This is a genomic window from Bradyrhizobium sp. KBS0727 (genome assembly GCF_005937885.2).
In the GTDB taxonomy this organism is placed as follows: Bacteria; Pseudomonadota; Alphaproteobacteria; order Rhizobiales; family Xanthobacteraceae; genus Bradyrhizobium.
In genome coordinates this window covers 3,258,574-3,273,639 of the sequence record NZ_CP042176.1, presented here as the reverse complement: position 1 = coordinate 3,273,639, position 15,066 = coordinate 3,258,574, and the positions used below count along the sequence as shown (strand labels likewise).

Genomic DNA, 15,066 nt, shown 5'->3' with positions numbered 1-15,066 from the left:
AGTGGTCCTGCTGTCAAGGCCAACCGACCTCGCGGATTCGCATGCCACCCCCGCACACCAAAACCTCCACGCCAAAACCTTCGATGCAAAAGCCTGCAATGCAAAAGCCTGCCATGAAGGACCGGATCCTGGAAACCGCGGACAGGCTGTTCTACCTGCAGGGGATTCGCGCTGTCGGCGTCGACACCATCGCGGCCGAAATCGGCATCAGCAAGCGCACGCTCTACAATCATTTTCCGTCAAAGGACGCGCTGATCTCGGCCTATCTGGCGCGGCGCTTCGTGGCGCCGCGGCCATCGGAGAAACCGCCCGCCGAACAGATTCTCGGTACTTTCGATTCGCTGGAACGGCGATTCTCGGCCAAGGATTTTCGCGGCTGCCCGTTCGTCAACGCGGTCGCCGAACTCGGCAGCGAGGACCAATCGGTGCGCAAGATCGCGGTCGCCTTCAAGGAAAGCCGAAGGCTATGGTTCCGCGATCTGCTGCTAGAGCTCGGCGTCGCCGATGCCGAGGGATTGGCAACACAGCTCGCTTTGCTGGTTGACGGCTCGATCGCCCAGGACCTCGTCCGCAACGACCCCGCGATGGCGCGCGCGGCCAAGCAAGCCGCGGCGGTGCTGCTGGAGAATGCCGGGGTGAAGGTCGGCAGCGGTGCAGTCGCACCGAAGCCGCACCCTGCGACGAAAAGGCCTCGGCCATCCTCCCCGATTTGAACTCTTTACCCGTGACCCTCCAACCTTGGGCCGTGGCCATTCAGTGTGGCCATGTGGTAGGTACCTCAGCCACAAGAAAGCGGCAGCAGAGGAAACACCATGGAAGACCTGAAAGTGACCGCTGATGGTTACGACTTCAACCCGGCACGTGCGGCCATGCAGCGCTATATCGACGGCAACCTGCTGTCCGGCATTTCCTGGGCGGTGATGGTCGGCCGGGATCTGGTGGACGTGAACTGCGTCGGATGGGCCGACAAGGAAGCGCAGACGCCTCTTCGCACCGACCATATTTTCCGGGTTTTTTCCAACACCAAGCTGATCACCTCCTGCGCGGCGCTGCTGCTGTTCGAGGAAGGAAAATTCGGACTTGATGATCCCATCGAGAAGTATATTCCGCAGCTTGGAAATCGGAAGGTGTTACGCCCTGGCGCGACCTCGCTGGATGACACCGAACCGGCGAAGAGCTCGATCACGATCCGTCAGCTCCTGAGCCACAGCTCCGGTCTGAGCTACGGCTTTTTCGATCCCGGCACCATCATCTTCAAGGCGCTCAACGAGCGCGGCGTCCACAATCCCATGACCACGCTGGCGCAGATGGTAGACGTGCTGGCCGACCTGCCGCTGATCTATCAGCCGGGGACGTCATGGGAATACTCGCTCGCGATCGACGTGGTGGCACGGTTGGTCGAAGTCATCAGCGGCCAGAGTTTTGATACGTTCATCAAGGCCCGGATCCTCGATCCGCTGGGCATGGTCGATACCGGCTTCGTCGTTCCGGAGAAAGATCAGGGACGGCTGGTAGCGTATTACGCCGGCGCCGACCTGATGGAGCCGATGAAGCCGGGCCTCACCCGTACCGACAATGCGCCCTTCCCCGGCGCCTATCTGCACCCTGTCGCAAGGCTCAATGGCGGTGGTGGTCTGGTCTCGACAATGCCCGATATGGTCGCGTTGATCCGAAGCCTGTTGCCCGGCGGCCGTACCCTGCTCAAGCCGGAGACGATCGCGCAGATGATGACCAACCAGTTGCCCGATGGCCAGTGGATCCGCTTTGCCATGATGGGCGAACAGCCCGGCAAGGCGCATGGGTTGGCCGGCGGGCTCATCCTGAAGCCCTCGGCGTTCGATCATCCCGATGCGTCAGGCGAATTCTATTGGGGCGGCGTGGCCGGCACGCAATGGTGGATCTCGCCGAAGCGCAACATGGCCGGCGTGATGATGGCACAGCGCCAGATGGCGTTCGTCCATCCGTTCTCGTTCGAGTTCAAGCGGCTAGCGTATGAGGCCGTCAAACAAGGCGCCAGGGCCGTCGCCTGACGCAGCGACTTCCGTTGTCCTTGCATTCGCGGGGACAACGGCTACGCCGCCGCGGAAACCACCCGGTTGCGGCCGTCGTGCTTGGCACGGTACAGCGCGGTGTCGGCGCGTTTCAGCACGTCGGCGACCGGCTCGCCCTTGCGCTCCAGCGTCGTCAGCCCGATCGAGATCGTGACCTCGATGCGCTTGGCGCCCTTGTTGACGGCGAAAGTCTCGCCGGCGATCGAGCGGCGCAGCCGTTCCGCCACCATGCCGGCGACGTGAAGGTCGGTTTCCGGCATCACGATGACGAATTCCTCGCCGCCGTAGCGGCAAGCCAGATCGATGCCGCGAATCGACTTGCGGATCCGCACCGCAAATTCGCGCAGCACGTCGTCGCCGGCGTCGTGACCGTAATTGTCGTTGATGGCCTTGAAGAAATCGATGTCGATGATCATCAGCGCCAGAGGCTTGCCGCGGCTCGAGGCCTGCTCGGCCAGCGTCTGCAGATGGCTTTCCATGTAGCGGCGATTATGCAGCCCGGTCAGCGCGTCGGTGATCGCCATTTCGATCGAGTTCTGCACATTGTCGCGCAGATGGTCGGTGTAGCGCCGCTTGCGGATCTGGGTGCGCGCCCGCGCCAGCAGCTCGTTCTTGTCGACCGGGCGCAGCAGGTAATCGTTGACGCCGATTTCAAGCCCGCGCAGCAGCCGCGTGTTGTTGTCGGCATCGGAAATAGCAAGGATCGGCATCTGGCGGGTACGCTCCAGGGAGCGCGCCTGGCTGCACAGCCGCAGCCCGTCATAGTTCTCCAGGCTGAGCGAGACGATCAGCAGGTCGTAGTTGCCGTCGGCGGCATGAAACAGTGCTTCCGCCGGATTGGTCTCGACATCGACGGTGTGCTCGGCGGCAAGGATCGGCGCCAGCCGCTCGTAGGACGACGGCCGGTCGTCGACCAGCAGGATTCGTCCGCCGAGGCCCTTGTCGGCGACGGCGCTGCGCTCCGGTGCCTCCATGCCGATTTCCAGCGAGGTGATGGCGCGCATGCGCAGCTCGTCGGTCATCATCTTCAGCCGCGTCAATGAACGGACGCGCGCGATCAGCACAACGTCGGACACCGGCTTGGTCAGGAAATCGTCGGCGCCTGCCTCGAGCCCGCGGACGCGATCGGCCGCGCTGTCCAGCGCCGTGACGATCACCACCGGAATGTAATGCGTGGCCGGGTTGGACTTCAGCCGGCGGCAAACCTCGAAACCGTCCATGTCGGGCATCATGACGTCGAGCAGGATGATGTCGCATTCGGCGCGCGAACACACGTCCAGCGCCTGGGCACCGTTGGCAGCGGTCAGCACGTCGAAATATTCGGCCGACAGACGGGCTTCCAGCAGCTTGACGTTGGCGGGAACATCATCGACGACCAGGATACGCGCAGACATCCAAACTCACTCCTACCCGATAAAACGTCGCACCGTTTCAATAAACTTGCCGACCGAAATTGGTTTGGACAAATACGCCTCGCAGCCGCCCTCGCGGATGCGTTCCTCGTCGCCCTTCATCGCGAAGGCGGTCACCGCGACCACCGGAATGGCGCGCAGTTCCGGATCGTCCTTGATCCAGCGCGTCACTTCGAGGCCGGATACCTGCGGCAGCTGGATATCCATCAGGATCAGGTCGGGGCGAAGCTTGCGGACGAGATCGAGCGCCTCGAAACCATTGCTGGTGCCCGAGGTCTGATAGCCGTGCGCTTCCAACAGATCGCGAAAGAGCTTCATATTGAGCTCGTTGTCCTCGACGATCAGGACGGTTTTGGCCATCCCGTCCCTCCCTTGCCCCAGGAAACGTAACTACAACCGCAACGACCGGGCCTGGCCTTTCGGTGCGCCCTGCACCGCCGCCGCCCTTGTCGAAAAGTGAAATCAAACTAGCGTCAGATTCGCTCTAACCCGTTAAACCCACGTGCCTTCTTTCTGCAAAGCGGTTTTCACTTGCTTGAACACACTCCGCAGACTCGGGCATGATGGTTTCAAAGTAGAGCCCATAAGTTAACGGAAAGGCAAACCGCCTGTTGAAAAAGCCTGTTCACACCCCCCGCGAAGTAGCTGAAATCGTTGCGATTCAAGCGCTGACCTTCGTCGCCGGCGATCCCGAGCGGCTGGGGCTATTTCTGGCTGAAAGCGGCTTGGGCCCGGAGACGCTGCGAACCGCCGCCGCCAATCCGCAATTTTTGGCATCCGTGCTCGATTTCGTCATGCGCGATGACGCAACCGTGAAGGCCTTTGCCGACGCCTCGCAACTCCACCCGACCAACGTCGCCGCCGCCCGCCAGGTGCTGGGCGACCCGGACTGGGAGCGCGACGTGCCGTGAGCGCGCCGGCGCCGGCACTTGACGGTCCGCGCTGCTTTTGCCGGGATTGCTTCGGCGACCTCGACATCAAGGCCATCCGATGCGGCAAATGCGGCTCGCCCCGGCTGGTCCGCCACCGCGCTCTGCCCTCGTTGACGCTGGCCCATATCGACTGCGACGCGTTCTATGCCACCGTCGAAAAGCGCGACAACCCCGCTATCGCCGACAAACCCGTCATCATCGGCGGCGGCAAGCGCGGGGTGGTGTCGGCGGCCTGCTACATCTCCCGGACCTTCGGCGTGCGTTCGGCGATGCCGATGTTCAAGGCGCTGGCGCTTTGCCCCCAGGCGGTCGTGATCCGGCCCGACATGGCAAAATACGTCCGGGTCGGCCGCGAGGTGCGCCACGCCATGCAGACGCTGACGCCGCTGGTCGAACCGTTGTCGATCGACGAGGCGTTTCTCGACCTTTCCGGCACCCAGCGCGTCCACGGCATGATCCCGGCCAAGGTGCTGGCGCGCTTTGCCCGTGACGTCGAGCGCGACATCGGCATCACCGTGTCCGTCGGCCTGTCCTGCAACAAGTTCCTCGCCAAGATCGCCTCCGATCTCGACAAGCCGCGCGGCTTTGCAGCCCTCGACCAGGACGAGGCCCGCGAGATGCTGGCCGACAGACCGGTCGGCTTCATCTACGGCGTCGGGCCTGCCACGCAGGAAAAACTGCAGCAGCGGGGTTTTCGCACCATCGCCGATCTGCAGCGCGCCGACGAGGTCGAACTGATGAAGCAGTTCGGCACGGAAGGCCGCAGGCTGTGGCGGCTGGCGCGCGGTATCGACGAGCGCCTGGTGGTGGCCGATCGCGGCGCCAAGACCATCTCCAACGAAACCACCTTCGAGAAGGACATCAAGGACTTCGCCACGCTGGAAAAATTGCTGTGGCGGCTGTCGGAGAAAGTGTCCTCGCGGCTGAAAAGCAGCGAACTTTCAGGCCTCACCATCACGCTGAAACTGAAGACCGCCGATTTCCGCCAGCGCACCCGCTCGCAATCGATCCAGACACCGACCCAGCTCGCCGCGAAAATCTTTGCGGTGTCGCGAGAGATGCTGGCCAGGGAGATCGACGGCACGTCCTTTCGCCTGATGGGCACCGGAGTCAGCGCGCTGCGCCCGGGCGCCCAGGCCGAGGATTCAGACATGCTCGACCGCCGCTCGGCCCACGCCGAACGGGCGATGGATAATCTTCGGAAGAAGTTCGGCAATGCCGCCGTGATCCGGGGCATTGCGTATGAGGGGCCGGAGAAAGAAGAGGATGAAGAGGAGGAGTAAATCCATCCTTCGTCATGGCCGGGCTTGACCCGGCCATCCACGTCTTTCTTCGTGCAGCACCAAAGACGTGGATACGCGGGTCAAGCCCGCGCATGACGTTCAGGGCGCTTTGCGCCCTGAACGTCACTTACACGGCTTGGAATCCTTGACGTCGAATTTGCCCATCGCGCCCGAGATCACGAAGTCGTTGTAGTCGAGCACCAGTGCGCGGGAGACGCCATTCTCGAACAGCTCGAACGACATCGCATAGACCGGCGTTTGCTCGCCGTCCTTGGACTTGGCGTCGCGGTCGTAATAGCTGACGGTGACCGGCCAGCGCGTCAGCGTCTTCATCTGATCGTTGGCGGTGGAAGGATCGGGCGAGGCGATGTTGCGGGTGCCCGGGATCGGCTGTCCGATGACGGACAGCGTATTGTAGACCTTTTCGCCGTTGTCGGAGCCGTCATAGACTGTGAGCTCCAGCACCGACTTGCCTTCGCGGGCCGCGGCGATGATGTGTTGGATCTGCTCCGTCGGGAACACTACTTTGCCGTCGAGGTTGAATGTCTTCGTCACCGGCTGCTTCAGCTTGACCGTAATGTGATCGCCGACGCGCTCGGCCACGCCATCGACGGGCGTGGAATCGCTATCGTTCATCCTTGTATCGATCTTGAAGCGATAGCTCTTGCCGGCCGCGTCCTCCCAGGAGGACGAGCGCAAATCGCTCAGCGTCAGCTTGCCCTCGCCGCTGTCGAGTTCCGACACCTGACGGAATTCCGAGGTGTATCCCTCGCAGGAACTGCCGGAGAAATTGTAGAGGATCCGCCCGCGCGCGTTGCTGATGGCGTTGGAGCCGCGCGACTTCACGAGGCTCAATTCATACAGCGCCTGATGGGAGAGAAACGGCCCGCCGGCGGCGGCGACCGCCGGCACGTGGGTGAACGCGGCTCCGAAGGTGGCGGCAACCGAGAACACCAAAGCGCGGACCGGAATCGGGAGCGAGCTGGCCATGTTCTGTTTTTTCCTCGATGGGAGATTCGTTACATTAGTGACGGCTCTATTGCGTCGCAACTAGGGCGGCTTCACGAAAACGTAGTATTTTGACGCCGCCCTGCCACGTTTTTCAGCGATTTCGGCGTGATTATCGGCACGCGACGCCCTTTCGCCCTCGCTTGCAACAGACGGCGCGATGCGCGAAACAATGCGCCTGATCAGGCACAGAAACAGTCAAACCAATCGGGGACGGAAACATGGCGGGTACGGTCGAACAGAAGCTGGCGGCACAAGGCATCACCCTGCCGGAGCCCCGCGCCGCCATGGCCAATTACGTCGGCTTCGTCCGCACCGGAAATCTGCTGTTCGTTTCGGGCCAGGTTTGCGCCGACGGCGAAGGCAAGCTCATCGCCAAGGGCAAGCTCGGCGCCGGCGTCACGATCGAACAAGGCTACCACGCCGCAAAGGGTTGCGGCGTCAACCTGCTGGCGCAGGTCAAGGCGGCGCTGGGCGATCTCGACAAGGTGGTGCGGGTGGTACGGCTCGGCGGCTTCATCAACTCAGCGCCCGATTTCCTCGACGGTCCCAAGGTACTGAACGGCGCTTCCGACCTGATGGTTGAGGCCTTCGGCGACAAGGGCCGCCATGCCCGTACCACCGTCGGCGTCGCCTCCCTGCCCTCCGACGCCGCCGTCGAAGTCGACGGCATCTTCGAGGTATCCTAAAGCGGAGCGGTGGCGGTGCGCGCCCCGGATTGGCTGACGGCGCGGCCGGTCGCTCACCGCGGCCTGCATGATGTCGCGCGCGGCATCATCGAGAACATGCCGGCGGCCGCCCTGGCCGCCGTCAACGCGAATTTCGCGATCGAATGCGACATCCAGCTCAGCGCGGATGGCGAAGCGATGGTACATCACGACGACGCGCTCGGACGCCTCACCGAAGGTTCCGGCGCGTTGCGCGGCAAGACCGCGGCCGAACTCAAGGCGGTCAGGTTCAAGAACACGGACGAGCGGATGATCACGCTCGGCGACCTCTGCACACTGGTCGCCGGCCGCGTGCCGCTGGTGATCGAGGTGAAGAGCCATTTTGACGGCGACCGCAGACTGGTGAAGCGAATGGCGGAGGTGCTCGGCGGCTATTCGGGACCGGCGGTCGGCATGTCCTTTGATCCCGACCAAGTGATGGCGCTCCGGGAGCTCATGCCCCAGCTCGTCCGCGGCATCGTCGCCGAGCACGAATATACCGAGGCCGAATGGCCGGAAGCGTCAGCCGAGCAGCGCCGGGGCATGACGCATTTGCGCCATGCGTTCCGCACCCGGCCGCATTTCGTCGCCTATTGGGTCAACGAGCTGCCGGCGGTAGCGCCCTGGATCGCCCGCAACGTCTTCGGCCTGCCGCTGCTGAGCTGGACCGTGCGCACGCCGGAACAGCGCGCGCGCGCCGCCCGATATGCCGACCAGATGATCTTTGAAGGCTTTCTGCCGGGAACCTGATCCGCTCGCGGCGGACTTGAAGTCGTCGCTGCAATGCACGATCTTTCAGAGGGTTGGTCGCCATACGCGCCGGCTGATTGCACGACGGGACCGGTCTGAATTCTCGATGGCGTTATCCGAAATCACCCTCGAAGCCGTCCGCTCCGCCAGCGACATCAAGGCTGAGGATTGGGACGCCTGCGCCAATCCGCGTCCTGATCCCGCCAGCCTTGAAAATCTCGACACCCTGGCTTCACCTGGCGCGCAAGGCTGCTCGTCTGCCGATGCAAAGCCTGGCTATAACCCATTCGTTTCTCACGCTTTTTTCGCGGCCGCCGAAGCCTCCGGTTCGGCCTGCGCGCGCACCGGCTGGGGTCCGCGGCATCTTCTGGCAAGGCTCGATGGCGCCATCGTCGGTGTCGTGCCCTGCTATCTGAAATCGCATTCCCAAGGCGAATATGTCTTCGACCGCGGCTGGGCCGATGCCTATGAGCGCGCCGGCGGCCGCTATTACCCGAAACTGCAGGCTTCGGTGCCGTTCACGCCCGCCACCGGGCCGCGGCTGTTGATCCGCGGCGGTGTCGACCACGAGCGGATCGGCACGGCGCTGGCGAGCGGACTGATGGCACTGTGCAATGCCACCAACGCCTCCTCCGTCCATGTGACCTTTGCGCCCGAAGCCGAAGCGAAGTTTTTGGGCGAGCACGGCTTCCTGCAGCGCAACGACCAGCAGTTCCACTGGCGCAATGGCGGCTACGAGACGTTTGACGATTTCCTCGCCACGCTGAATTCGCGCCATCGCAAGGCGATCAAGCGCGAACGGCGCGAGGCGCTGGCCTCCGGCATCACGATCCACCGGCTGACCGGGGCTGATATCACCGAGGACGCGTGGGACGCGTTCTTCGAATTCTATATGGAGACCGGTTCGCGCAAATGGGGCCGGCCGTATCTCACCCGAAGCTTCTTCTCGCTGATCGGCGAGAGCATGAGCCGGGACGTGCTGCTGGTGATGGCCAAACGAAATGGCCGCTGGATTGCCGGCGCCATCAATTTCATCGGCTCGGACGCGCTGTTTGGCCGCAACTGGGGCGCGGTCGAGCACCACCCGTTCCTGCATTTCGAGGTCTGCTACTACCAGGCCATCGAGTTTGCGATCGAACGCGGCCTGAAAACGGTGGAAGCCGGCGCGCAAGGCGAGCACAAGCTGGCGCGCGGCTACCTGCCGCAAACCACCTACTCCGCGCATTACATCGCTGATCCCGACCTGCGGCGGGCCATTGCGGATTACCTGAAGCGCGAACGCGCCTATGTGGCCGAGGTCGGACGCGAACTGACCGAAGCCGGACCATTCCGCAAGGCCGTCGACGAGGCCTGACCCGTTCTGCTACCGAAATGAGATCGAGACGAAACGTGAAGGGAAGACGCCATGCCCGCCTATGACACCAACAACATCTTCGCAAAGATCCTGCGCGGCGAGTTTCCCTGCCACAAGGTCTATGAGGACGAGCACGTGCTGGCCTTCCTCGACATCATGCCGCGTTCGCCCGGCCACACGCTTGTCATCCCCAAGGCACTTGCCCGCAACATCCTCGACATCAAGCCGGACGACTATGCCCATGTCGCGCGCGGCGCCCACAAGATCGCTGCAGCGGCGATGAAGGCCTTCAATGCCGACGGCATTACCGTGCAGCAGTTCAACGAAGCCGCCGGCGGACAGGTGGTGTTCCACCTGCACATGCATGTGATGCCGCGCCATGACGGCGTCGCCCTGCTGCCGCCGGCCAGTCGCAAGGAAGACGTCAAGGTGCTGGAAGACAACGCAACCAAGCTGATCGCGGCGCTGGGGTAGAGTCGAGACCTCGTAGCCCGGATGAGCCAACGGGTCGCGCGAATGCGCGCCCGATGACAGGCTCCGCGAAATCCGGGACCCGTCTCACAATGGCCCCGGATGTCGCTTCGCTCATCCAGGCTACAAATCAATCACTCCGTCTCGAAATCTCCGGCCTGCGGGGGCGCCAGCGGCGTGAATTCGCAGCGATCGGGTTTCAGATCCAGTAGCGGCGTCTCGTCGAGGCAATCCAGGCCGCGCACCAGGACCACATTGCCCTCGATCCCGACCAGCTTGACGATCGAGGTGGCGATCGGATTGGGCCGCACCGGCGAGCGCAGCGAGAACGTGCCGCGCGTTTTCTGGTTGTTCTTCGGGCTCTGCAGCACCAGGTCGCGCCGCGACAGATGCAGCCAGTAGATCACTTCGAGATTGGAATAGAAATCGACACCCTTGATCGCGGGCACCCAGGGCTCGAAAATCTCGAGGCGACAGACCGGACCGTCGTGGCGACCCTGCCGTGGCGTCTCCAGGCGCGAGGTCCACGGCGTGCGGATGCGGCCGATGAAGACGAGGCCGGCATCGCGGGCCGGTGGCATATCGACGGTGAGTTCGCCGTCGCGGAGTTCACTTTCCCGAACCATGACTTGATGCTCTTGCGTTTTGACGCGTTTTCTACCGCAGATAAGTCTACGCTATCTGCGTAAACTTGATTGCTATGCGAACCGGTACCCACTTCGCTCGAAAACACTAATCCAGTGAGATGTTGAGGGCCTTGATCACGGCGGCCCACCGCGCGCGATCGGTTGTCACGAATTTGTCGATCTCGGCCTGGCTCTTCGGGCGCAGCGGCGTGAAGCCTACCTTGTCGAGCGCGGCGCGGAACGTGTCATCGCTCAAGGCGCGGTCGAGACTGGCCTTGAGTTTTTGCACGACATCGCCAGGCACTTTAGACGGCGCGGCGACGCCGTACCAGACGCTGACGGCATAATCGGGATAGCCGCTCTCGGCCATGGTCGGCACGTCGGGCAGCTCCGCGATGCGCTGCGCCGAACTGACCGCGAGCGGCCGCAGCAGTCCGGCCTTGACCGGCGGCAGCGCGGTGCCGAGCGTATCGAACATCAACTGGATATTGCCGGACAGCAAATCGGTCAGCGCCGGACCTGCGCCCTTGTAGGCGACATGAACCATGTCGACGCCGGCCATCTGCTTGAACATCTCGCCGGCAAGATGGGTGGTGCCGCCGGTGCCGGCCGATCCGAAATTGAGTTTGCCGGGATTTTGCCTGGCGTAGGCCACGAACTCCGCAACCGTCTTGGCCGGCACGGAGGGGTGAATCTCCATGAGAACCGGCAGATCGGTGATGACGGCCAGCATCCGGAAATCCTTGTCGGCATCATACGGCAGCTTCTTGTAGAGCTGCGGATTGAGCACGAACAGCGAAGCCGCCGTAAAGAACAGCGTGTAGCCGTCGGGTTCGGAGCGCGCCGCAGCTTCGGCGCCGATCGCGCCCTGCGCACCGGCCTTGTTCTCGACCACTACCGTCTGTTTGAGGTCGCGGCCGAGATAATCGCCGATCATGCGGCCGAGCACGTCGGTCGGTCCACCCGCGGCATAGGGCACGATCAGCTTGATCGCGCGCGTCGGATATTCCGCCGCGTGGCCTTGCGGCGCGGCCAGCGCCAGGCCGCAAGCCAGAGCCGATAAGGTGCGCCAATTCATGCCGTTCCCCCTGAATTTTCTTATGTCCGAGAGTACCGCATTATGTCGCCGCTGCAATCAACCGAGCCACCATTTGCCCGCCAGCATGACGATCTCGCCGGCAACCACGCCGGCAAAGATCGATTTCCGCGACAGCATGAACGCCGCAAAGCCCGCCACGACCGCGCTATAGCGCAGCCAGTCGGGCACACTCGCCAACGCGCCGGGCGGCTGCACCACGATTTGGGCGATGACACCGGCCAGAACGGCGGTCGCGACCGCCCTCACCCACACCAGCAATTCCGAACCCTCGTCGAGCCCGCCACCGAACCAGAGTCCGAGCATGCGCCATATCTGGTTGGGAAGGACGCCCGCGACCAGCAGGACCAACAGCGCGTGCCAATCGCCGATGAAGTCGCTCATGCGCGCGCCTTCCATCGGTGAACGCCATAGGCGACGGTGCCGGCGACCACGCCGCTGACGAGGATATCGACGCCGCTGTTCATCATCGACGCCACCGGATACAGCACCAGTCCGAGCACCAATGCCACGACGTCGGCCACTTCCCGGGAGTTGCGTGCGGTGGAAAACAGAAACGCCAGCGGCGTCAATAGCAGGATCGCGGCGGCAAACAGCTGCGACAGGTTGGCGGCCAGCAGATAGCCGATCGTCGTTGCCGTCAGGCCGATGCACACCAGGCCGGTGCCGAGCCCGTGCACGAAAGCAATTCGCCGTTCGCGTGGCACCTGCGGCAGAAAGCGATAGCATTCCACCCACATCGTGACGGCAATGAAATGCGCGACCAGAATGAGGTGTCGCCGCTTGGTGGTCGGCGTCCGCGTCATCGGCAGCACCGACACCACCATCGGAAACAGCCTGATCGCGGTGACGGTCACGGCGATGGCCGCCTGCACGACGGTCGCGCCGGAACCGAGCGTCGAGATCAGAATGATCTGCGCCGGCCCCGCCCATACCAGAAGCGTGGCCGTCAGCGCCCAGGCCAGGCTGAAATGCGTATCGTGGGACAGCGCGCCGATGCCGATATAGGTGACGAACAGCACCAGCGCGAGCACCGTCGAGCCGGTGCACCGCATGCCCCAGCCGAACGCGCGAAGCGAGCTTTGCCATCTCTGGGAGTCGAGTGGAGGTAGCGCCACGGGGACCGAATGAGGTGTGAGTCGTCGATGGCATAGGGCTGGGGAAAGCAGGTGGCGTCAAGCAAGTGGAGGATCAGGGCAGTTATGCAGGCGACGACAACTTCACAACGTCATTCCGGGGCGATGCGCAGTATCGAACCCGGAATCTCGAGATTCCGGGTCTGGTCCTTCGGACCATCCCGGAATGACGGGACAAATCACGCCCGGTTTCGCAGCACGAAGCACGCTCCGCCCGCGCGGCGGATGCGGTTGCAGAGGTCGTCGGCCGCGGGGCGCGTGTCGGCGCCGATCCGCACCTGGTAGAACAATCGCGTGCCGCGGTTGCGCATGACCGATGAGAGCAGGCTCGGATCCTGATCGCCGATCACGCCGCTGAGCCGATTCATCGCTCGCGCATACATCGCCAGCGCCTTGTCGCGACTGAAGCCGGCCGCGAGCTGCACGCCCCACAGTTTGGCGGCGGCCAACGTGATATGCTGTTCGAGCCCGGTCACGAACGGATTCGGCGCGCGCCGGAGCAGCGCCATCAGTTCGCGGCAGCTCGATGTCCCCGCGCGCTCGGGTATCTTGCCGCTGCGTCCTGCCTCTCGCCAGTCCTCCACCGTGGAGCCGGTGATGGCCGAAACGTAGTTGCGGGTTTCCTGCGGCATCGGGCCTGAGCCTGCGAGCCATTCCTGCACCCGCCGCGGCCCGGCATTGTAGGCCGCCGCCGCCAGCCCGAGATTGCCGAACTGGCTGCGCAACTCGCCGAGAAATTCGGCGGATTTCGGCAGCGCCTGCACGGGATCGAAGGGATCGAGCAGCCGGCGCTCGCTGGCGGTTCCCGGCATGAACTGCGCGATGCCCTGGGCGCGCGCGCCGCTCCGCGTCACCGGGCCCACCGCATCGGGCTGAAAGCGGCTCTCCTGCCAGATCACCCGCGCGAAAAATTCCAGCGGCAGGCTGGCCGCTCTCGCCGCCGATTCGATCATCAGGCACATCGCCTCGCGCGCTTCGCTTTCGCGCGCCGCCTCGGCCGGCTTTTGCAGCGGGATCGCCAATTCCTCGACACTCGGCCGGGCGATGCCGGCCAATGCGGGGGGCGTATCCTCCGCCAGCGCCTGCGACTGCCACAACACCATCCCGGCGAGGCACAGGATGGCGCGGATGGGATGGACTGATCGCATGTGGTCTATCTAGAGTACCGGATCGAGCTTGACACCTGAAGGCGCCGTCCAACTTTTAACGACAATAATGGCGCGCAGATGAGAGCGGAGGCCACGGGGTGAACCATGATCATCGAAAACCAGGCCGCGGTCACCGACGCCGTCATTGAAGCGTTTGGCCGCACCGAGGACCCGCGCCTGCGTGAAATCCTGCTGGCGCTGGTGCGGCACCTGCACGGCTTCGTGCGCGAGGTCCGCCTCAGCGAACGGGAGTTTCAGGAGGCTGTGCGGATCATCGCGGCGATGGGCCAGAAGACCACCCCTTCGCACAACGAGGTGGTGCTGATGGCGGGCTCGCTCGGCGTATCCGCGCTGGTTTGCCTGCTCAACAACGGCGATAACGGCCAGACCGAAACCCAGGCGAACCTGCTGGGTCCGTTCTGGCGCGACGACCAGCCGATGTGCGCCAGCGGCGATACGCTGATGCGTTCGCCCACGCCGGGACCCGGGCTCGCCGTGGACGTCCGCGTCACCGACCGGGAGGGCGTTCCGGTGGCGGGCGCCGAGGTCGACGTCTGGCACTCATCACCGGAAGGACTGTACGAGAACCAGGACCCGGCGCAGGCCGAGATGAACCTGCGCGGACGCTTCATGACCGACGCGTCCGGCCGCTTTCAGTTCCTGAGCGTGAAGCCGGCCGGATATCCGATCCCGATCGACGGGCCCGTCGGCGATCTGGTCCGGGCGACCCGCCGCCACCATTACCGGCCGGCCCACCTGCACTTCATGATCTACAAGCCCGGCTTCAAAACGATGATCTCGCAAATCTACTCGCCTGACGACGAGCATCTTGATTCCGACGTGCAGTTTGGCGTCACCCGCGCGCTGATCGGCGACTATCGGCGTCACGACGAGCCTTCCGGCGAAGGCCTTGCGGCCCCCTGGTATTCGCTCGACCAGCGCTTCGTCCTGGAGCCCGGCGAGGCGCGGCGTCCGGTGGCGCCGATCCACGCCAAGGTCACCGTGTGAGCCGGACCGCCCGCGGCGTACGCGCCCCAGCCGTCGCAAAATGCGCCCGATAACATCTGCCGTAAATTTACGTTAACGGCGCAT

The 15,066-nt window shown here is 63.8% G+C and carries 17 protein-coding genes; 9 read left to right on the top strand and 8 right to left on the bottom strand.

Features of this window, described 5'->3' with window-relative positions; genetic code table 11:
* Positions 1-113 precede the first annotated feature (113 nt).
* Positions 114-713: a TetR/AcrR family transcriptional regulator gene (locus tag FFI89_RS14960; protein WP_168213161.1), complete on the top strand. Its 600-nt coding sequence runs from the start codon at positions 114-116 to the stop codon at positions 711-713.
* 99 nt (positions 714-812) lie between these two features.
* Complete coding sequence (locus FFI89_RS14955) at positions 813-2,030, top strand: serine hydrolase (protein ID WP_138837749.1); 1,218 nt, start codon at positions 813-815, stop codon at positions 2,028-2,030.
* Positions 2,031-2,071: 41 nt separating this feature from the next.
* Here FFI89_RS14955 and FFI89_RS14950 read toward each other — a convergent pair whose 3' ends face one another.
* Both FFI89_RS14950 and FFI89_RS14945 read right to left on the bottom strand, forming a co-directional pair.
* Positions 2,072-3,445: a PleD family two-component system response regulator gene (locus FFI89_RS14950; RefSeq protein ID WP_138837747.1), complete on the bottom strand. Its 1,374-nt coding sequence runs from the start codon at positions 3,443-3,445 to the stop codon at positions 2,072-2,074.
* 12 nt (positions 3,446-3,457) lie between these two features.
* Positions 3,458-3,823 carry a response regulator gene (locus FFI89_RS14945; RefSeq protein WP_027538546.1) on the bottom strand — a complete coding sequence of 122 codons (366 nt, stop codon included), beginning with the start codon at positions 3,821-3,823 and terminating at the stop codon, positions 3,458-3,460.
* 251 nt (positions 3,824-4,074) lie between these two features.
* Between FFI89_RS14945 and FFI89_RS14940 the strand changes: the two genes are divergently transcribed.
* Positions 4,075-4,374: a DUF3572 domain-containing protein gene (locus FFI89_RS14940; protein WP_138837745.1), complete on the top strand. Its 300-nt coding sequence runs from the start codon at positions 4,075-4,077 to the stop codon at positions 4,372-4,374.
* Positions 4,371-5,678, top strand: coding sequence for a DNA polymerase IV (locus FFI89_RS14935; RefSeq protein ID WP_138837743.1), 1,308 nt, complete (start codon positions 4,371-4,373; stop codon positions 5,676-5,678). Before FFI89_RS14940 ends, FFI89_RS14935 begins: the two co-directional genes overlap by 4 nt.
* Before the next feature lie 123 nt (positions 5,679-5,801).
* Here FFI89_RS14935 and FFI89_RS14930 read toward each other — a convergent pair whose 3' ends face one another.
* The gene (locus FFI89_RS14930; protein WP_138837741.1) at positions 5,802-6,668 is read right to left on the bottom strand and encodes a cell envelope integrity EipB family protein; all 867 of its coding nucleotides are present in this window, start codon (positions 6,666-6,668) and stop codon (positions 5,802-5,804) included.
* A gap of 239 nt (positions 6,669-6,907) precedes the next feature.
* On the opposite strand from FFI89_RS14930, the gene FFI89_RS14925 reads away from it, so the two are divergent.
* The 4 genes from FFI89_RS14925 (at position 6,908) to FFI89_RS14910 (ending at position 9,971) form a co-directional block, all read left to right on the top strand.
* Entirely contained in the window at positions 6,908-7,375 is a 468-nt protein-coding gene (locus FFI89_RS14925; RefSeq protein WP_092508244.1) for a RidA family protein, read from the top strand.
* Positions 7,376-7,390: 15 nt separating this feature from the next.
* Complete coding sequence (locus tag FFI89_RS14920) at positions 7,391-8,143, top strand: glycerophosphodiester phosphodiesterase family protein (RefSeq protein ID WP_138837739.1); 753 nt, start codon at positions 7,391-7,393, stop codon at positions 8,141-8,143.
* Between the two features lie 106 nt (positions 8,144-8,249).
* Positions 8,250-9,497, top strand: coding sequence for a GNAT family N-acetyltransferase (locus FFI89_RS14915; protein ID WP_138837737.1), 1,248 nt, complete (start codon positions 8,250-8,252; stop codon positions 9,495-9,497).
* A gap of 51 nt (positions 9,498-9,548) precedes the next feature.
* Entirely contained in the window at positions 9,549-9,971 is a 423-nt protein-coding gene (locus FFI89_RS14910) for an HIT family protein (RefSeq protein ID WP_138837735.1), read from the top strand.
* 131 nt (positions 9,972-10,102) lie between these two features.
* Here FFI89_RS14910 and tsaA read toward each other — a convergent pair whose 3' ends face one another.
* From tsaA to FFI89_RS14885, 5 genes are all read right to left on the bottom strand, one after another.
* Entirely contained in the window at positions 10,103-10,594 is a 492-nt protein-coding gene (tsaA, locus tag FFI89_RS14905; protein WP_138837733.1) for a tRNA (N6-threonylcarbamoyladenosine(37)-N6)-methyltransferase TrmO, read from the bottom strand.
* Positions 10,595-10,700: 106 nt separating this feature from the next.
* Positions 10,701-11,672, bottom strand: a complete 972-nt coding sequence (locus FFI89_RS14900) for a tripartite tricarboxylate transporter substrate binding protein (RefSeq protein WP_138837731.1) — start codon at positions 11,670-11,672, stop codon at positions 10,701-10,703.
* Positions 11,673-11,729: 57 nt separating this feature from the next.
* Positions 11,730-12,074, bottom strand: a complete 345-nt coding sequence (locus FFI89_RS14895) for an AzlD domain-containing protein (protein ID WP_138837729.1) — start codon at positions 12,072-12,074, stop codon at positions 11,730-11,732.
* Complete coding sequence (locus FFI89_RS14890) at positions 12,071-12,808, bottom strand: AzlC family ABC transporter permease (protein ID WP_138837727.1); 738 nt, start codon at positions 12,806-12,808, stop codon at positions 12,071-12,073. The genes FFI89_RS14895 and FFI89_RS14890 overlap by 4 nt, the downstream gene beginning before the upstream one ends.
* Before the next feature lie 197 nt (positions 12,809-13,005).
* Complete coding sequence (locus FFI89_RS14885) at positions 13,006-13,929, bottom strand: lytic transglycosylase domain-containing protein (protein ID WP_371722516.1); 924 nt, start codon at positions 13,927-13,929, stop codon at positions 13,006-13,008.
* 150 nt (positions 13,930-14,079) lie between these two features.
* Between FFI89_RS14885 and FFI89_RS14880 the strand changes: the two genes are divergently transcribed.
* A complete protein-coding gene (locus tag FFI89_RS14880; protein WP_138837721.1) occupies positions 14,080-14,982 on the top strand; it encodes a dioxygenase in 903 nt (300 codons plus the stop codon).
* Positions 14,983-15,066: the final 84 nt, after the last annotated feature.